Source organism: Anaerobacillus sp. 1_MG-2023, assembly GCF_030547345.1.
GTDB classification, from domain to species: domain Bacteria; phylum Bacillota; class Bacilli; order Bacillales; family Guptibacillaceae; genus Guptibacillus; species Guptibacillus hwajinpoensis_B.
In genome coordinates this window covers 470,947-488,464 of sequence record NZ_JAUORD010000001.1, presented here as the reverse complement: position 1 = coordinate 488,464, position 17,518 = coordinate 470,947, and the positions used below count along the sequence as shown (strand labels likewise).

Here is a 17,518-nt window from a genome sequence, read left to right as displayed (position 1 = left end):
CAATGTTTCTCCTAACAGTAATGAGTGAAGCGCTGCTTTATATTAGCTTTGCGTTACTGATTGCGGATTATCTTTTCTTATTTATTTCTCAAGACAAAAAGCCGGTTATTCATGTTCCTAAAAAGGTTCGGCTTTTGGCTGCAGGAGGGATTGCGCTTTTTTCCTTCATGCCGATTTTGGATTTACTTCTTTATTTATATGAGGACTATGGAATAGGACAAGCTCTGTCGTCGGTATTAGTTACATTTAAAGTGGGGCAGGCTTGGAGTTTTACAGTTCTTCTGTCCATTATTTTAAGCCTATATATTCTCTTCGTTGATGATGGACAGGAGAAGAGATATCCATTCGTTGGTATGGTTCTTCTTCTGTTTCTCATTCTAGCACTAGGGTGGGCGAGCCATTCAAGCTCTCTTCATCCAGTTAAAGGATTTGTCGTTCACACTATACACTTTACGGCTGTCATTACCTGGGTAGGAGTACTTTTTGTCATAAGCTGGCTTTCAAAAAACGCGGCAAACTGGACGCAATTTCTGAGATGGTTTCACCCAACCGCTATTATCTGTTTCATAGTAGTAGGGATCACAGGGCTATTGTTAATGCAGTTCGTTATTCCATTACAAGATTATCCTGATGCATGGATGGTTTCTTACGGACAAAGTTTATTAATCAAACACTTGCTCATTGTCCCACTACTTGGATATGCCTTTCTAAATGGTGTTATCATGAAGAAAAAACTTAAAGAGAATAAAGGTTTTGATCCGAGACCGTGGACAAAAGTAGAATCCGTGATGGTGTTATTGATTTTTGCCGCTACGGGTGCGATGAGTCACTCTTCACCTCCAAACAACCTGGCTTCTCTCATTCGTCTTGAAGGCGTATCACCGCTGTTTACGCTATTCACAAACGGCTTAGTCCCATCTGGTGCCTCTATTGAATTAGTCGTTAACGTGAATACGATGTTGCTTGGCGCTTTAGCTGTAGTGTTTATGGTAGTGATGATTGTTGCGTTTATGAAAAAGATGTCACCACTTTTTTCATTTCTAATGAGCGTGTTGTTTATCATATCAGGCTATTTAGCTTTACTACAAAGCGTTCAGATTATGTAAATACGAACCCCCCGAGAGCAGTGGTCTCGGGGGGTTCGTATTTAATCTATCTATTAGCTATCATTGCCCTACTTTTTGGAGTTATCCCATTAACTACAACTTAGAAAACACCTAGTCTGAAAAGTGCGCGTTGAACAAACGATGGTTCGACGCGCAACAAGTGAAACTTTTTAAATCTTAAAATGCTGACTCTCGAGTTGGAGCACTTTTTCCGTCGTTAGGTGAGCTTGTTTTTTCGTATGCTCAACGAGATCATAAATGAGCGGACTGCACTTTTTAGACATCTGAATCCCGTCCGTGGAGAAGGAGACGTCCCACGTCCTTTTTCGTTAATTTGTTAAAAAAGGGCACGGCAAGAACTTCTTCACTCGTTAAAGGAAGAGAGGAGGGCTTTAAAAGACGTAAATGAAAGGCTGAAGCTATTGATGTGGTGTGTTCCACCGTAGTCATGATAGATGTAAATCATTTGTTCATCCTTGTAATTGAATTTACTAACAAGTATGACCTGATTAGCGGGAAACAATCCTGTCGTCAACATTTCAATATTAAAAACCGCTCAGTCAAATGACTGAACGGTTGAATGAAAAATGTTCGTTTAAGCATTAACAGATTTAGGCTGATTCCTGTCGTTCGCAACCGGAGCTTCATTCGATTGCATGAATTCTTGTTGAGGCGCGTTCTTTTTCACAAAAAACGAAAGCACCAGCGCCACAATCGTGAGAGCAAGAATGACGAGAAAGGCGATATTTACGCCATAAATATCTGGTCTTGAGATAGATGGCTGCTGCTGAGCTGTTTGAGCGGTCGTTGTCATTACCGTCACTAGAATCGCCGTTCCGACTGATGCCGCGATTTGTCGCATCGTATTATTCATAGCAGCTCCATGTGGAATAAGGTGTTTCGGCATTTGATTCAATCCAGCCGTTGTGACAGGCATCATGACCATCGATAAACCAAACATACGAATCGCATACATCACTGTTAAGAACGTAATGGTTGTCGATGTGTCGAGAAATGAGAACCCGAGCGTTGCACCAGTTACAACTGTTAAACCGACAATTGCAAGGAGACGCGCACCGATTTTATCAAAAATCCGTCCAGTAATCGGAGACATAAACGCTGTAATAACGGCCCCAGGAAGTAGGACAAGTCCGGATTCAAATGCGGTAAAGTCTCTCATGTTTTGCATATATAGTGGGATCAACGTTTCTGAGCCGATTAACCCAAGAAACATCATCATCCCAATAATCGTCGTAATGGTGAAAATCTTATCTTTAAATACTCGAAACTCGAGCATCGGCTGTGAAAGACGTAGCTGTCTTAATATGAATATCGTCAGCGTGACGACACCAACGATAAGAACAACAATCGTTCTCATGCTGTCCCAGCCTATGTTCCCTGCACTCGTGAACGCATAAAGCAATCCGCCGAAACCGATCGATGAAAGAATAATGGAGATCGGATCGACTTTTGGAAACGTGAGCTCTGTCACATTTTTCATAACGAAATAGGCAACGGCAATAATCATAATCGCGAGTGGCAACATTGACCAAAAGAGTATGCGCCATGAATAGGCAGCTGTAATCCAACCGGATAACGCAGGACCGATGGCGGGTGCGAATGAAATCACGAGCCCGATGTAACCCATCGCAGCGCCGCGTTTGTTCACTGGAAAAATCATCAGAAAGACGGTTTGCATAAGTGGCATCATAACCCCAGCGCCGGCGGATTGAATAACACGCCCAATTAACAACACGCCAAAGTTCGGCGCGAATCCGCCAATCACCGTTCCCACTGAGAAAATACTCATCGCTGAAATAAAAAGTTGTCTCGTTGTAAATCGTTCAAGAAGAAAAGCACTGATCGGTATCATGATTCCATTCACAAGCATGAAGACTGTCGTCAGCCATTGTGCTGTATTCGCGGTAATGTTCATTTCCTCCATGATCGGTGGAATCGCCGTAATCATAAGAGTCTGGTTTAAAATTGTAATAAACGCTCCAGCTAGCAGAAGCGTCGCAATTAACACTTTATTATAAGGTTTGGTGGTCACGATAGGACTCCTCTCGCAATTTTTCATCATTTTCATTAGTAGTAGTGAAGTAGTTTTCCCCTCAATCAATTATCAAATTATACTCTCATCATCGTCTCGTTACAAACGTCTTGATTGTAAAAATTTCATTAAGGAGGAGTGGGGTTTATTCCATATAATGATATAATTAGGTGTGATGATTCTAGTTAGCTAATAAACTTGAATTTTGGCCAATATAACTCCTGTGGGCAAGCCCTCGCATATTTTTGGGAGGTTCCCCCTCTCCGATCTAGAAGTCTACAGGGGTGACTTATCTTTACGGAAGAGAGTTGCGAACTATTTTCCAGGATTTCGAGCCCATCCTTCTAGTGGAACTTTTAGCGTAGAGGGTCTGTGAGTAGCGTTAATTAGAATGCGAGACTAAATTCAAACTAATTGAGGTGAGCACAATGAGGAAAGTAGAAGTTCAGGAGTTTAATGAGATATGGCGTGAGCTCTTTTTGTTAGAAGCTCAGAAGCTTGAGCGTGTATATGGCGATAATATGATCGAAGTTCATCATATTGGAAGCACCGCGGTTGAAGGGTTGAAAGCGAAGCCTGTGATCGATATCATGCCAGTTGTGAAAGATCTTCGTCTAGTGGATCAAAAAAATGAGTACATGAAAGAACTTGGATATGAAGCGCTTGGTGAAAATGGACTGACTGGCCGCCGTTTCTTTCGGAAGGGTGGAGATCAGCGCTCTCATCATGTTCATCTATATGAATTAGGAAATCCGGACATTGATCGCCACCTGGCATTTCGAGACTACTTAATGGAACATCGGAGTGATCGCTTGCAATACGGACAGACAAAGGCTGAGCTTGCGATGCGTTATCCTGAGGATATGGAAGCTTATATCGATGGAAAGGATTCACTTGTAAAAGAAATAGAAGAGAAAGCGCTCGATTGGTATGCATCAAAATAAGATAGGTTACTGAAAGAAAGAGAGAAAGCGAGCTAGAAAATTGGCTGCTATTCTCTCTTTTTTATGTTTAGATATTTCTAATGAAAAGACATAAATAGGTTGCGTGACGAAGTGATAATGATTATCATTATAAATTAGATGCGTATGGTAATAGCGATTTAGCCAAATCTAGTAAAGGGAAGAGTGAGATGAAGAAAAGATACTTAATCAGTTTATTTATTTTATTATCCTTTATATCCCTGTTTATCGGGGTGAAAAGCATGTCACCACTTGAAGTGTTTCATTTCACGGATGAGCAGAGTCAGGTGTTCTGGATTAGTCGGGTTCCGCGTCTTGTTAGTATTATTATTGCCGGAGCCAGTATGAGTATTTGTGGACTTATTATGCAACAGCTTAGTCGTAATAAGTTTGTCTCTCCAACAACGGCAGGGACGATGGATGCTGCTAGACTTGGGATTCTCGTTTCCCTTATCTTATTTTCTTCCGCTAGCTTAATGGAAAAAATGATGATTTCGTTTTTGTTTGCCTTAGCGGGTACGTTCCTTTTTATGAAGGTGCTCGATCGAGTGAAATATAAGGATGCGATCTTCATTCCACTAGTAGGGTTGATGTTTGGGAATGTTCTCGGGTCAATTACTACGTTTTTCGCGTATAAGTATGATTTAATGCAGAGCATCGGCTCATGGCTACAGGGAGATTTCTCAGTCGTATTAAAAGGACAGTATGAACTATTATACATAAGCGTTCCAGGCCTTATCATCGCCTACATTTACGCCAATCGATTTACGATTGCTGGAATGGGTGAAGACTTCTCAGTTAATCTTGGCTTAAAGTATAAACAGATTGTTAACATCGGACTCGTTATCGTTGCTTTGGTGACAACCGTTGTGATGTTAACAGTAGGAGCCATTCCATTTCTCGGTTTGATTATCCCTAATATCGTCTCGATCATGATGGGGGATAATCTGAAAGCGAATCTGTTTCCAACTGCCATGATGGGTGCTGTATTTGTATTAATCTGCGATATTATTGGACGAGTAATGATTTATCCTTATGAAATATCGATTGGTTTGATGGTTGGCGTAATCGGAAGTATTCTATTTATTTACTTGTTGTTAAGGAGAAGAGCTTATGTCTAAACGTATGAAAAATAGTCTCCTTTTTGTGCTCAGTCTGCTGCTCATTAGCGCGTTTCTATTGATCGACCTGGGAGGAAATGTAGGCTATATTTTGCCGAGGCGTGCAATCAAAATTGTGGCTATTATTGTAACAGGAAGTGCCATTGCATTCTCTACGGTTATCTTTCAAACTATCACAAACAATCGAATCCTGACACCTAGCATTATTGGGCTTGATTCTTTATATATGCTCATTCAAACCGTCATTATCTTCTTATTTGGATCAATGAACATCTTAATATTAAATAAAAATATTAACTTCCTTTTGTCAGTTTTCTTAATGATGGTGTTTGCAAGTCTATTATTTAAGCTCCTCTTTCGAAAAGAAGGTCAGAATATCTACTTCCTGCTCTTAATTGGCTTAATATTCGGCACGTTATTTGGTAGTCTCTCATCGTTCATGGAAATGCTGATCGATCCGAATGAATTTCAGGTTGTACAGGATCGAATGTTTGCGAGCTTCAATAATGTGAACACAGATGTCTTGATTGTCTCGATTGCTGCTTTTGTCATTGTATTGGTTTATGCCTGGAAATACATAAAGTACTTGGACGTGCTATCACTAGGACGTGATCACGCTGTGAATCTAGGCGTAGACTATGATCACATCGTGAAACGATTGTTAATTGTCATTTCGATTCTCGTATCGATTTCGACCGCACTAGTTGGCCCAATTACGTTTCTCGGACTACTCGTAGTCAATGTGGCACATGAGTTTCTTAAGACGTATCGACATAGCTATCTCATATCAGGATCAATTTTTATGAGCGTGATTGCTTTGGTCGGAGGACAGCTAATTGTCGAACGTGTTTTTACATTCTCAACATCGATTAGCGTTATTATTAATTTTATTGGCGGCGTGTACTTTATTTATCTTCTACTGAAGGAGAGGAAATCATGATTGAAATCAAAAATGTCTCAAAATCATATGGTAAGAAAAAAGTTGTTCAGAACGTCTCTCTCACTGTTCAAAAAGGGACGATCACTTCCTTCATCGGTCCAAACGGGGCAGGGAAAAGTACGCTTATTTCAATGGTGAGTCGCTTGCTTTCATGTGATGAAGGAGAAGTTTACATCGATGGGAATAACGTTACAAAAACGAAAAGCAATGAGCTTGCAAAGAAAATCTCCATATTGAAACAATCTAATGAGCTAAACGTTCGGTTAAAAGTCCGTGAATTGGTTTCATTTGGTCGTTTTCCTTATTCACAGGGGCGACTATCTAAAGAGGACTGGGCATATGTAGATGAAGCGATTCGCTATATGGAACTAGAAGAAATCCAAGATCAGTTTATTGATCATTTAAGCGGTGGTCAGAAGCAGCGGGCTTTTATTGCCATGGTTATTGCACAGAATACGGAATACATCATTCTTGATGAACCGTTAAATAATCTTGATATGAAGCATTCTGTTCAAATTATGAAGGTATTAAGACGCCTAGCTGATGAGTTGGGGAAAACCGTCTTAATCGTAATTCACGATATTAACTTCGCATCGGTTTACTCAGACCAAATCGTTGCGCTTAAAAATGGATCGCTAATAAGAGAAGGGCGAACCGAAGAGATGATTACGACAGAAGTTCTGCAAGAAATTTATGATATGCATATTCCTATTGAGCAATACGGTGACCATCGCATTGGTATTTATTTCTCTTAAATATCGAAATTAGTGTTGACAAGTGATACTGATAATCATTATCATTGAGATAGATGATTTCGGTCATTCTTTTTTATTGTGAATGATTGAGAATTGTTATCAATTCTATCAACACCAATAAAAGATATAAGGGGAGAAGAATAATGAGAAAATGGATTTTGATTTTAGCTCTATCAGCTCTAGCACTGATCGTATCTGCATGCGGTACGAATAATTCCGAAGCAACAGAAGCAAATGCAGAAGCAACAGCCTCAACAGAAACGGAAGAAGTAACGGTGAAGCATGAGCTTGGCGAAACAACGGTTCAAAAAAATCCTGAGAATGTTGTTGTCTTTGATTTTGGTACACTAGATACTCTCGATAAATTAGGTGTAGAGGTAGCGGGTGTTCCGCAAGCTAATATTCCATCTTACCTTTCAAAATATGAAGCAGATACATACGAAAACGCTGGCGGTTTGAAGGAACCGGATTTTGAACAAATCGCAGAAATGAACCCCGGGTTAATTATCATTTCAGGCAGACAGTCGGATGCCTATGAAGAATTAAGTAAGATTGCCCCAACAATTTATATGGGAGTCGATACAACAGACTATATTCCTTCATTCAAAAAGAATGTCACAACGCTTAGTGAGATTTTTGGGAAAGAAAAAGAAGCGGAAGAAGAATTAGCGAAAATTGATGAAGAAATTTCATCTGTTCAGGAGCTTACATCTTCTTTAGATGAGAAAGGATTAATTACACTCGTGACTGGTGGTAAGGTAAGTGCTTACGGAGCTGGGTCAAGGTTTGGACTCATTCACGATGTGTTAGGGTTACCTGAAGCGGATTCGAATCTTGAAGCATCGACGCATGGACAAAGTATTTCATTCGAATACATTGCAGAAAAGAACCCTGGGTATCTATTCGTTGTTGATCGTGACGCTGTTGTAGATGGTGGCGAAACGTCTGCAAAGGAAGTAATTGAAAATGAACTTGTGAAAAATACAGATGCTTATAAAAATAATCACATCGTTTATTTAGATCCGAACTACTGGTATTTATCTGGTGGCGGACTGGAGTCAGTGACAGAAATGATTAGCGAGATTAAAAAAGGAATCGAGTAACATGAAAGCCCCCTTCGAACGTTCGAAGGGGGCTTTTTGATTAAGGCTGATATACCTTTCCATCGGCATCAATGTAAACCGTATGAAGAATGGTTCGCTCAAAGGATGCTCCTTTTCTTGTATCACCGTTCACATCAAGCATGATGTGATAAACGCCTTCACCAGCATTTTTAATAGGAAAGGACTTTTGAGCACTCAACTTTTCCTGTGACACTTTCTTTTGTTTCGTTTTTCCATTTTTACTATATTGAATTAAAATATCTCCTTCGATTGAATCTTTCACTACATTGTTTTCGTCGATATTAAGCTTCACTTCTTTTGCAGAGCTCTTTAGTTGGAGCTCTTGATTTAGTTCACTTTCATAGGCAACTTGCATCACGTAACTTTCTTTCTTTGATTGCTTTACTTTTAGTTTCCATGTGCCAGATTTAGGGAGATCTACCTTCAGTTGGTGATGAAACGCTCCTTCAAACATCGCCTCATCTTGAGATGTTTCTGTCACCGCATACGTTTTCTGATCGGGTCCTTGAAGGGTGATTAACGAATCCTCATTTTGACTCATCCAATCAAGCGCAATGCTTTTCGTATCTTCTTCTACATCAAACTTTTCTACATGCGTTCCCATAAATTCACCGCCTCGAATGAGGACATTAGCTTGATCAGAAGCGGCCGTTTCATTGATAGAAGTGAGCGGGGCAAAGGCAGGGATCGACTGTGTTAAGTAAGGTTCAAATAAGTTAAGCGTAGCGCTCCCAGTTCGAATGGACGAGTGATCCCAATTCCCGATGCGAATCTCATTTCCATAGGGAAGTCTCGAACTGTTCACAGTAACGGCGCCATCATTTGAGCCATATTGTCGTAAATACAAACCGCCCCAGTAGAGCGCGCCACCGAAACTTCCCCAACTAGTGCCGCCAAAGGTGTAGTAAGGTGTGGAAGAAATGTTCGGTTTTGAGTCGGTAACGGATCGGAAATAGCTCATATAGCCGGTCTGTAGTGAATAGGTGGCGTCATTTCGATTTCCGATAATTGCAGCTAACCATCCCGCCCAGCTGCTGTGGGCAAGATCAGCTAGCTGTGAACCTTTGTGTGGTGTGGAGAGGGTAATAACTTTATCAACATATTGTTGTGCATTTGCATGGACGATGGCAGCTTGTGCATCAATCCCGCCTTTACTGTGGGTAACAAGAATCACTTTCTTCCCAAAGTACGCGTTGATCTCAGCTAGTTTACTAGCAAGCAGCTGCCCATTGTCCCACATGTTTTTCGTAGGGTATAAATCAATGAAAGCCGTTTGGTAGTTCTTGCTGTATGTAAGTTCATCCATATCGTTTTGATCAATCCAGGTGTTTGAAGAGCTGTTTAAGCCGTGTACAAATACGAGTGGAAGAGAGCCAGGTTTGACGGTCGTGGGTTCATCACCAATGTACCATTCACCGGGGGTACCAGTTGCATCACCTTTCCCTATAATACCGGCTTGTGCGTCCTGAGCGAAAGGGGGAGCGAGCAAGAAGATCATCACCAATAGTGACACCAACCATTTCTTCATAAAACCCTCCTATTTGAAATGAGTCTTATACCCCTTCAACTATAAGAATATTCAGTTTATTAAACAAGGAGCGTTTTCACTAATTTTCTTAGTTAGAGTATAGGTCAATCGAACGGCAATCGCTGTTCATTCGACGAGTTTCTATGAAGTTCTTACAAGTGTTTCCTCTCTCATTGAAAAGCTGTGTCAAAGGTACTATAACAACGTTCCACAAAAAAACGATCCAGACCTTTAAATGTCTGAACCGTCAATTCTTAGTTTCTATTCGTTTTCAAGACCATTCTTTTCTATAATCGCATCAGAAAGGCGGAGTTGCTCTGTTACCTTTTCGATTTGATCATCACATTTATCAAGCGATATTTTCTCTGCCGTAGAAACGTCATAACACGTTCCATTTCCGGCATCTTCTGTTAAATCAGCTTCGTAATAATAATCACGATAGCGGAAAGACCCATCTCGAAATGCAGTGAGGTTTGGTTGATCATCAAGAAGAGAATTCCCCATCATATACGGCATTTCCATATTTAACATGTCAGCGATAGTTGGAGCGATATCGATTTGCCCACCGTTTTCTTTGATCACCTGGCCACTATCTTCATTTGGTTTCTTAATAAAAAGGGGTACTTGACGATCGAGTTCAAAAGCGTCTACGACGCTTTCAACATTGGCTTCCTTTCTCATCTCGCTGCCTTCGTTCGTCAGTCCGCTATCATGGTCACCATAGAAAATCACAAGGGAGTTCTCCCACATCCCTTTCTGCTTTAACTCCTCAACCATTAACCCAACGGCCTGATCAACATAATAAACAGTTTGATAGTACCGTTTTAACATTGGATCATCATATCCCGATAAATCCAGCTCTCTTTCTTCTTCCGGAATTTCATATGGCGTGTGGCTCGTTAATGCCACCATGAACGCAAAGTATGGTTCTTTTAACGTTTCCATATGTTCAATAGAGGTCGTGAGAAAGTTTTTATCATTTAAAGCCATACCGATTTTTTTCTGATCAGGGTAATCTTTGTTGCTAAAGAAATGATTGAATCCAATGTTCTCATACACCTTATCGCGATTCCAAAATCCTTTGTCATACGCATGCATGGCTGCTGTGTCATAGCCATTTTCTTTTAGTAACTCCGGTAAGGATCCAAATTCATTTTCCGGAAAACGTGTATAAACGGATCCCGATTTCAAGGGGTAGAGGGACGTATTTGTTATAAATTCTGCATCAGATGTCCTTCCCTCGTGTGTTTGGTGATAAAACGAAGAGAAGTACAGCGTTTCTTCTTTTAGTTCGTTTAAGTTGGGGGTCAGTTCCTTTCCGTTGATTTTCTGTCCAATAAGAGAACCTTGAAAGGATTCTAGTTGAATCATAATGATATTCGGTTTTATAGGAGAACCATCCGCGTTTTCAGTATTATTTTCTTCCAGCTTTTTTTGTTGATTCACGGATAAGTTCTCTTCAGAGTTAAGGACTCCCATCACACCTCTCCAAAGGTCAACACCGTGGTAGCCCCAGAAACCAAGCTGGTAGTAGTCCCGCATATCTGAAACAGATTGGTTTGGCGACTGATCATCTTGAACAGCGCTAAAAATTAACGGTGTCGCAAACAGAACGACTCCGATTAGAAATGTAGTACTTGCCATCGTTCTTCGTTTTTTCTTCGTTACTTCAAACGTTTTCGTTCTCGTGAAAAAGAGTATCAAAAGAAAAATCACAACATCAGCGAAAAGGAAAAAGTCTTGGAAGCGAATTAGCGCCATAAACCCACCGCCAACATCGCTCATTTGAAGCATTTGTGAAAAGAGAGAGACGGAAAGCATATCTTCAAAATAGCGGTAATACCAGAGATCTGAGATTAGAAGAAGACTATGTAAAAATAAAAGCGTAAGCCAAATCCACCGTCGTTTCTTCCATTGAATCAGAAGTGTCCAGCTTGATAAAAGCAGCATCCCGGCTAAATTCATAAGAAAAAAGGTAAATGGAAAAGCCGTATTTGTATAGAAGCTAAATAGCACAAATTTAAGAATGGCGAGAAGCAAATAGAGAGCGTAACCGAAAAATATCATAGGATCCTCCTAACGTCTGTCATCATTGTCGACTATTCTTTACCCAAAAATGCATGAGGAGGAACGTTAGAATGTGCTATGTGTGTATTTTTTCTAAAGAGTGCAAGGGGCACGCGTCTTTTAAAGAGAGTAGGAATCTGAAAGGAGAGCTTTAATAGGCCGTGGCTAGTTTACTCTCTGTCTCATATTGGGAATACTCTCCAAAAGGAGTGGTAGGGATGGCATTCAACTACGATCTCGATTTCGATAATATCAACTTTCGAGAGCAGCCAGAAAAATATCGTGTTGGTCGCGGTGAGCAGGGGGTTCTAATGGTAGAGCCTTATAAAAGTGAGATCCTTCCACATTGGCGCTTTAAAACGCCAGATATCGCGAAGGAGTCTTCAGAAAAAATCTATCAAATGTTTCGAGACTATCAGGAAAACGATGATTTCGTAGGAATGGATATGGCTCGCAAGTTCATTCAAATGGGTTATACAAGAGCTCGTCGCTATGCGAATTACAAAGGCGGTAAGAAATACGACAGCGACGGTGACGTGAACGAGCGAGATATAGACGACGAGAAAGCAGAATCAGCAAGGATTTTTGAAGAAAAGTGGAAAATCGTGCGTACAGATGAAGCTTATTTAGAGAAGAAGAAGGAACATCAGAAGAAGTACGGCTGATCCGAGCGATTACAGTGGTTTCGCGGAATTAATTTAAATATCGCGGAAAAACCGGTGTAATTCGCGGAATTAATGAGAAAAGCGCGGAATAAATTTGATTTTCGCGGAAATCTCCCCTTATAGGGAGGTTTATTATTGTGTATTGAATTAAAACAATGAAGAACTCCTGTTGATAGGAGTTCTTTTTTTTAATAATGAAGGGTCAACTGTGCTTCAGTAAGTTACTCTTCACTTGCGAGAGCATCCTGGCAAGTTGCTTCGTTTCCGTTTCATTTAAATGTTCAGTGAGCTGATTTTCTAATTCATCTCTTACACGATATAGCTGTTGTTGTTTTTCTTTCCCTAGTTCTGTAAGACAGATAATTTTAGAACGAGCGTCTCCATCCAGTGATTCTCTAGTTACTAACCCTTTTTGTATTAAAATATCGATTAGCTTAGATAGAGAGGAGGCTTTTATTCCAAGGTTATTTTGAATGTGTGACTGGTTTACTCGATCTTCTTCATAGAGAACAAACATAACATTCATATGTGAGATGCTAAGATCTTCTTTTAGTAATCGTTCGTTTTGAAGCTGCTTTACTAAATGAGATATTTGCTGGACTTGATACCCGATGTCATCATTATGAGATTTATGCATAAGCGTTTACCTCCTAAACTAATTGTATTTTAGCATAGTGATAAGAAGAATATCGATCAAAGTTTAATTAGTTTCCTAACTAATTAAACTGTGTTATGCTCTTCTTTGTAATAAAGGAGGATGAAAGATGAACAAATTATCCAGAGTGGGTGTCTTTTCATTAATGCTTGCTGCAAGCTTAACAATCATGGTAGGAAGTGCTATTACACCGGCACTTATTCAAATATCAGAGCATTATGGAGTAGAGGATATGGCGACATGGCTGACAACCTTGCCTGCACTTGGCGTTGTATTATTCGCGCCAATTGCTGGCCGATTGATTGATCGGGTCGGATCTTATGTCGCTTTATTTAGTGGCTTAATACTGTATGGAGCGATTGGAGTTTCAGCTATTTGGCTTTCAGGAACAATTCCTATTTTTGCTGATCGTATCTTGCTAGGTGGAGCGACGGCGATCGTCATGTCATCCTCGACAGGCCTATTGGCCGAATTTTTTGTGGGTGAAGAGCGGTTGAAGATGATTGCTCTTCAGGGAATGTCCATTGAAGCAGGCGGTATAATTTTTCTAAGTATTGGAGGAGTACTTGGTGGATTAGGATGGCAGTGGCCTTTTATGATTTATTTAATCGCATGGGTTGCCCTATTGTTTCTCATCATTTTCGTACCTTTTCGAAAATCGAGCAATTTGGAAGAAGAGCAGAAGTCGAATACAACCAATGCTACATCCATTTTGTCCGTCTTACTTGCGGCATTATTAGCAATGACGATGTTTTTTATCGCTTTTATCACCTTACCATTCTATTTAGCAGAAAACTTCGGGTTGGGATCTGCCAGTACAGGTTATTTTTTAGCAATGATTTCTTTAGTAGCTGTCATTTCAGCGAGTGTTATGCCTAAAATGGTAAAGCGGTTCTCTGATTATCAGACGCTTCTGACCGGGTTTTCATTGTTTACCATTGGTTTTATTATTTTATCTGTAGGACAAAGTTTGTTTGCATTGGCTATCCTTGCAGGAATCGTGATAGGTTTTGGTTTCGGATTTACCATTCCTTTGGCGAACCATATGGTTGTTGAAAAAAGTAATGTAAGTAATCGAGGGAAGAACCTTGCTTATTTCTCTTCTTTTACGTTCTTAGGACAATTTCTTTCTTCTTTCGTTGAAGGAATTTCAAGTAATTTAGTGGTTATTTACCTGATTGCTGTAATGTTTGGATTCTTGATTATTATATTTTATAGTCTATGGCTTAAAAGAAACAAAAAGCGTCAAACACTGCAAATTCAATAAACTTTCAGCAATATAAAAGCCACGTCCTGAGGACGTGGCTTTTTGGTCGTTATCGTCTTAACTTCTGTAGCAGATGAAGAATCTCAATATATAACCATACGAGCGTAACCATTAGTCCGAATGCGCCATACCATTCAAGATGCTTTGGTGCACCGCGGTTTGCTCCCTTTTCGATAAAATCAAAATCAAGTACAAGGTTGAGCGCAGCGATGGCCACAATGAATAGACTAATGCCTATCCCTACGACGCCATTCGAGTGTAAGTAAGGAACGTTGGCGTTCAAGAAGAGATTCAGCCCAAGGTCAATAATATATACAACAAAAATCGCAAGCGTTGCGGATACGATCATTAATCGGAAGTTCTTTGTAACCTTTATAATGCGAGCAGCATAAAGGAAAAGCAGTACGCCCATTACTGAGAAAGTTAAAGCGGCGGCTTGAATAACGATTCCGGGATATCGGGCTTCTAGAATCGCGGATAAACCACCAATGGCAAAGCCTTCAAGCGTAGCGTAGATTGGGCCTGTGATCGGTGCAGCACGATGAAAGAATGCTGTAATTAGTGCAAAGATCAGTCCACCGATCGCACCAATGACCATCATCGTATACACATCTTCTCCTTGAGCATAGCGGTACCAGGTATAGATGGATGATCCGAGTAAAAAGAGGAATAAGAAGAACGTCTTTGCTACCGTTCCTCCAATTGTCATCGCCTCTCCTTGATCACGTGTTCTATTAAATGTCTTGTTTTTTAAAACGGGATTTCCGCTTCGCATCATGTATACTTCATCCTTTTCGTAAGAATAGATTCACTATATTAGATATGTTCCCAAATTTAATTCTAAGCTAACTTACGATTAAAGAACTGTGAAAGTTTCAGGTAGTATTTTCCTCATGAGAATGTGAGGGATACCATCTTCCATAAAAACATCTGACTGTGTTTCATAACCAAGCTTACGGTAGAAGCCCTCTGCCTGCACCTGGCCATGTAGCTTTACATTCGTAATGCTTTTCTTTATTGCGAGCTCTTCAAGTTTATGTACGATTAAATGGCCAATACCAAGCTTGCGGTGCGACTGTAGAATACAAATACGTTCAAATTTCCCCACGCCGTCAACTATGCGCCATCTAGCCGTGCCCACTGCTTTGTCTTCATCTAGAACGAGAATATGTTCGGCTGTATCGAGCGAATCAAATTCGTCATACTCTTCGTCTTCAGGTGTGCCTTGTTCATCGATAAAAACTTCTTTACGTATCTTAAAGGCTTCCTTTAATGCTTCTTCTGTTTCTATTCTTACTGCAATCATTCGTTAATAGCCTCCTACTTCCAACATGTTGTATAGATTGAGTATAATCATTTTCTATGATATCTGTAAACGAAGACGTTATGTTGATTTCTCGATTTTTTGCTCAAAACGATCGATGATTTGAATCGGGTAGATCAAACTCATAAGAACATGTATAAATCTAAGCAGTTTCGTGCATTCCTTATATGAGGAGTGAGCGAGAATGCTATTTAACATTGTTGCTGCGTTTGTAATTCCGTGGATCGCCGGAATCTATCTTGTGAGAAAAGATTTTACGCTTTTTCTTCTGATTGCCCCTTTTGCAGCCTTTGTAGCGATTATTTTTGATGTGCTTGGAATCCATTTTGATTTCTGGCGCATTGACCCTGAATATGAAATGGAAACCATTGCAGCGATGCCGATGTATTTTGGTGTTTATCCGATACTAGCGGGTTTTTTGTTTCTAACTATCAAACGAACTTCCTTTCATCCTCTCGTCATTATCCTACTTTTTTCTCTGATCACCACGATTATTGAGGGGATTGGCGTATGTATTAATCTCGTTCACTATTCTAATGGGTGGACGATCTACTGGACATATGTTTCATACTTGCTTGCTTATCTCGTATGCTATGGATACTTTTTATTATTAAAAAGGCACGTGCCGATATAATGAAACCAAAAGCCCTTCCTACAAAATAGGAGGGGCTTTTGATTTAAGCTAGAGGTTACAACAACTAGAGCTGAACTTTAAGTTCTTCTAGTCCACGTAATAAGAACATATTGCGCCATTTAGCATCCTCAGGAGCCCCTGCTAATTGAATCGAAGGGAAAGCAGAAAGTAATTTTTGATAAGCAATCTTTCCTTCTAACCTTGCTAGTGGAGCACCAAGGCAGAAGTGGATGCCATAGCCAAATGCGATGTGAGGATTTGGTTTACGAGTAATATCAAACTTATTCGGATTGTCGAATTTCTTCTCATCGCGGTTAGCAGATGAGATGGAGGCGAGTATCATATCTCCTTTTGTTAATGGAACGCCTTTGAACTCAAAATCTTCTTCTGCCCAGCGAGCGGTCGAGAAGTCGACGGGACTATAAAAACGAAGAGCTTCCTCGATCGCACTTTCTGTTAACGAAAAGTCACTTTGCAACAGCTCAAGCTGATCTGGATGTTCGAAGAGAGCAAGCATCCCGTTGCCAATTAAGTTAACAGTCGTTTCGTGTCCGGCAATAATGAGTAGAAAAACCATTGAATAGAGCTCATCCGAACTTAACTTTTCTCCATCTTCTTCATGTTTAATAAGATTTGAAATCAAGTCATCTTGTGGATCAGCTTTTCTTTTGTTAAAGAGAGTTGTGAGATATTCGGTAAACTCCTGTACATCTTTCATGAATTCGCCTTCCATATTGTCGGAAGCGGAGACGATGGAGTTGGACCATTTTCTGAACTTATCTCGATCTTCTGTTGGTACACCAAGCAATTCAGAGATGACGATAATTGGTAGAGGAAAAGCAAAATCATCAATTAGGTCCACGATATCATTCTTTTGCTTCATTTCTTCAATTAATTGATCAGCAATGGCTTCTATACGGGGGGCTAGTTGTTTAATCGCTTTAGGGTTAAAACCAGGCTGAACAAGTTTACGTAACCGCGTGTGATCGGGTGGATCAACATCTAGCATCATATGATGAAAAATCTTCGTTTCCATTGGCTCGTCTTCCATACGAGCGCTTTTTGAGAAGAGTTTTGATTGGTCTTTAATAAAGGAAGGACGTTTCAGCAGCTCAAGAACATCATCATAAGCTGTGACGATCCACGTATTGTTTCCATTGGAGTTTCCAATGGACGTAATCGGCTCATTTTGGCGCAAGTTTTCGTAGAAAGCATATGCCCCTTTTTTAAAGTTGGATTGATAGACAGATTCAACGGATTGCATAGAATGTTCCTCCTTTATTGTTTTAAACGATTAGACTGACTGGTCAGTCAATA

Annotated in this window: 17 protein-coding genes; 9 read left to right on the top strand and 8 right to left on the bottom strand. The window is 40.2% G+C overall.

Annotation, left to right across the window (positions count from 1 at the left end; translation table 11 throughout):
* The first annotated feature begins 2 nt into the window (after positions 1 to 2).
* The gene (locus Q4550_RS02600) at positions 3 to 1,106 is read left to right on the top strand and encodes a copper resistance D family protein (RefSeq protein WP_303530149.1); all 1,104 of its coding nucleotides are present in this window, start codon (positions 3 to 5) and stop codon (positions 1,104 to 1,106) included.
* A gap of 276 nt (positions 1,107 to 1,382) precedes the next feature.
* On the opposite strand, the gene Q4550_RS02595 is transcribed toward Q4550_RS02600, so the two are convergent.
* Complete coding sequence (locus Q4550_RS02595) at positions 1,383 to 1,556, bottom strand: DUF3189 family protein (RefSeq protein WP_303530148.1); 174 nt, start codon at positions 1,554 to 1,556, stop codon at positions 1,383 to 1,385.
* A gap of 145 nt (positions 1,557 to 1,701) precedes the next feature.
* Entirely contained in the window at positions 1,702 to 3,159 is a 1,458-nt protein-coding gene (locus Q4550_RS02590; RefSeq protein WP_303530147.1) for an MDR family MFS transporter, read from the bottom strand.
* A 428-nt stretch (positions 3,160 to 3,587) separates the two neighbouring features.
* Between Q4550_RS02590 and Q4550_RS02585 the strand changes: the two genes are divergently transcribed.
* The 5 genes from Q4550_RS02585 (at position 3,588) to Q4550_RS02565 (ending at position 8,040) form a co-directional block, all read left to right on the top strand.
* The gene (locus Q4550_RS02585) at positions 3,588 to 4,103 is read left to right on the top strand and encodes a GrpB family protein (protein ID WP_303530146.1); all 516 of its coding nucleotides are present in this window, start codon (positions 3,588 to 3,590) and stop codon (positions 4,101 to 4,103) included.
* Between the two features lie 188 nt (positions 4,104 to 4,291).
* A complete protein-coding gene (locus Q4550_RS02580; protein ID WP_303530145.1) occupies positions 4,292 to 5,242 on the top strand; it encodes an ABC transporter permease in 951 nt (316 codons plus the stop codon).
* The gene (locus Q4550_RS02575; RefSeq protein WP_303530144.1) at positions 5,235 to 6,182 is read left to right on the top strand and encodes an iron chelate uptake ABC transporter family permease subunit; all 948 of its coding nucleotides are present in this window, start codon (positions 5,235 to 5,237) and stop codon (positions 6,180 to 6,182) included. Before Q4550_RS02580 ends, Q4550_RS02575 begins: the two co-directional genes overlap by 8 nt.
* Complete coding sequence (locus Q4550_RS02570) at positions 6,179 to 6,937, top strand: iron ABC transporter ATP-binding protein (RefSeq protein WP_303530143.1); 759 nt, start codon at positions 6,179 to 6,181, stop codon at positions 6,935 to 6,937. Before Q4550_RS02575 ends, Q4550_RS02570 begins: the two co-directional genes overlap by 4 nt.
* A gap of 143 nt (positions 6,938 to 7,080) precedes the next feature.
* Entirely contained in the window at positions 7,081 to 8,040 is a 960-nt protein-coding gene (locus Q4550_RS02565) for a siderophore ABC transporter substrate-binding protein (RefSeq protein ID WP_303530142.1), read from the top strand.
* 40 nt (positions 8,041 to 8,080) lie between these two features.
* On the opposite strand, the gene Q4550_RS02560 is transcribed toward Q4550_RS02565, so the two are convergent.
* Both Q4550_RS02560 and Q4550_RS02555 read right to left on the bottom strand, forming a co-directional pair.
* Complete coding sequence (locus tag Q4550_RS02560) at positions 8,081 to 9,589, bottom strand: esterase/lipase family protein (RefSeq protein ID WP_303530141.1); 1,509 nt, start codon at positions 9,587 to 9,589, stop codon at positions 8,081 to 8,083.
* A gap of 261 nt (positions 9,590 to 9,850) precedes the next feature.
* A complete protein-coding gene (locus Q4550_RS02555) occupies positions 9,851 to 11,656 on the bottom strand; it encodes an LTA synthase family protein (protein ID WP_303530140.1) in 1,806 nt (601 codons plus the stop codon).
* Between the two features lie 218 nt (positions 11,657 to 11,874).
* On the opposite strand from Q4550_RS02555, the gene Q4550_RS02550 reads away from it, so the two are divergent.
* Positions 11,875 to 12,321: a DUF4385 domain-containing protein gene (locus Q4550_RS02550; RefSeq protein WP_303530139.1), complete on the top strand. Its 447-nt coding sequence runs from the start codon at positions 11,875 to 11,877 to the stop codon at positions 12,319 to 12,321.
* Between the two features lie 202 nt (positions 12,322 to 12,523).
* Here the strand turns inward: Q4550_RS02550 and Q4550_RS02545 are convergent, their stop codons facing one another.
* The gene (locus Q4550_RS02545; RefSeq protein ID WP_303530138.1) at positions 12,524 to 12,958 is read right to left on the bottom strand and encodes a MarR family winged helix-turn-helix transcriptional regulator; all 435 of its coding nucleotides are present in this window, start codon (positions 12,956 to 12,958) and stop codon (positions 12,524 to 12,526) included.
* A 127-nt stretch (positions 12,959 to 13,085) separates the two neighbouring features.
* Between Q4550_RS02545 and Q4550_RS02540 the strand changes: the two genes are divergently transcribed.
* Positions 13,086 to 14,243, top strand: coding sequence for an MFS transporter (locus Q4550_RS02540; protein ID WP_303530137.1), 1,158 nt, complete (start codon positions 13,086 to 13,088; stop codon positions 14,241 to 14,243).
* A 49-nt stretch (positions 14,244 to 14,292) separates the two neighbouring features.
* Here Q4550_RS02540 and Q4550_RS02535 read toward each other — a convergent pair whose 3' ends face one another.
* On the bottom strand, positions 14,293 to 15,018 hold the full coding sequence (locus Q4550_RS02535) for a Bax inhibitor-1/YccA family protein (RefSeq protein ID WP_303530483.1): 726 nt from the start codon (positions 15,016 to 15,018) through the stop codon (positions 14,293 to 14,295).
* Between the two features lie 81 nt (positions 15,019 to 15,099).
* Positions 15,100 to 15,546, bottom strand: a complete 447-nt coding sequence (locus tag Q4550_RS02530; RefSeq protein ID WP_303530482.1) for a GNAT family N-acetyltransferase — start codon at positions 15,544 to 15,546, stop codon at positions 15,100 to 15,102.
* 205 nt (positions 15,547 to 15,751) lie between these two features.
* Between Q4550_RS02530 and Q4550_RS02525 the strand changes: the two genes are divergently transcribed.
* Entirely contained in the window at positions 15,752 to 16,201 is a 450-nt protein-coding gene (locus tag Q4550_RS02525) for a CBO0543 family protein (RefSeq protein ID WP_303530136.1), read from the top strand.
* A gap of 64 nt (positions 16,202 to 16,265) precedes the next feature.
* Here the strand turns inward: Q4550_RS02525 and Q4550_RS02520 are convergent, their stop codons facing one another.
* Complete coding sequence (locus Q4550_RS02520) at positions 16,266 to 17,465, bottom strand: cytochrome P450 family protein (protein WP_303530135.1); 1,200 nt, start codon at positions 17,463 to 17,465, stop codon at positions 16,266 to 16,268.
* Positions 17,466 to 17,518: the final 53 nt, after the last annotated feature.

What these genes read in the sequence shown, in the direction of transcription:
- Q4550_RS02600 (WP_303530149.1), top strand. Translation starts at nt 3, where the DNA reads ATGTTTCTCCTAACAGTAATGAGTGAAGCGCTGCTTTATATTAGCTTT.
- Q4550_RS02595 (WP_303530148.1), bottom strand. Translation starts at nt 1,556, where the DNA reads ATGACTACGGTGGAACACACCACATCAATAGCTTCAGCCTTTCATTTA.
- Q4550_RS02585 (WP_303530146.1), top strand. Translation starts at nt 3,588, where the DNA reads ATGAGGAAAGTAGAAGTTCAGGAGTTTAATGAGATATGGCGTGAGCTC.
- Q4550_RS02580 (WP_303530145.1), top strand. Translation starts at nt 4,292, where the DNA reads ATGAAGAAAAGATACTTAATCAGTTTATTTATTTTATTATCCTTTATA.
- Q4550_RS02575 (WP_303530144.1), top strand. Translation starts at nt 5,235, where the DNA reads ATGTCTAAACGTATGAAAAATAGTCTCCTTTTTGTGCTCAGTCTGCTG.
- Q4550_RS02570 (WP_303530143.1), top strand. Translation starts at nt 6,179, where the DNA reads ATGATTGAAATCAAAAATGTCTCAAAATCATATGGTAAGAAAAAAGTT.
- Q4550_RS02565 (WP_303530142.1), top strand. Translation starts at nt 7,081, where the DNA reads ATGAGAAAATGGATTTTGATTTTAGCTCTATCAGCTCTAGCACTGATC.
- Q4550_RS02560 (WP_303530141.1), bottom strand. Translation starts at nt 9,589, where the DNA reads ATGAAGAAATGGTTGGTGTCACTATTGGTGATGATCTTCTTGCTCGCT.
- Q4550_RS02555 (WP_303530140.1), bottom strand. Translation starts at nt 11,656, where the DNA reads ATGATATTTTTCGGTTACGCTCTCTATTTGCTTCTCGCCATTCTTAAA.
- Q4550_RS02550 (WP_303530139.1), top strand. Translation starts at nt 11,875, where the DNA reads ATGGCATTCAACTACGATCTCGATTTCGATAATATCAACTTTCGAGAG.
- Q4550_RS02545 (WP_303530138.1), bottom strand. Translation starts at nt 12,958, where the DNA reads ATGCATAAATCTCATAATGATGACATCGGGTATCAAGTCCAGCAAATA.
- Q4550_RS02540 (WP_303530137.1), top strand. Translation starts at nt 13,086, where the DNA reads ATGAACAAATTATCCAGAGTGGGTGTCTTTTCATTAATGCTTGCTGCA.
- Q4550_RS02535 (WP_303530483.1), bottom strand. Translation starts at nt 15,018, where the DNA reads ATGCGAAGCGGAAATCCCGTTTTAAAAAACAAGACATTTAATAGAACA.
- Q4550_RS02525 (WP_303530136.1), top strand. Translation starts at nt 15,752, where the DNA reads ATGCTATTTAACATTGTTGCTGCGTTTGTAATTCCGTGGATCGCCGGA.
- Q4550_RS02520 (WP_303530135.1), bottom strand. Translation starts at nt 17,465, where the DNA reads ATGCAATCCGTTGAATCTGTCTATCAATCCAACTTTAAAAAAGGGGCA.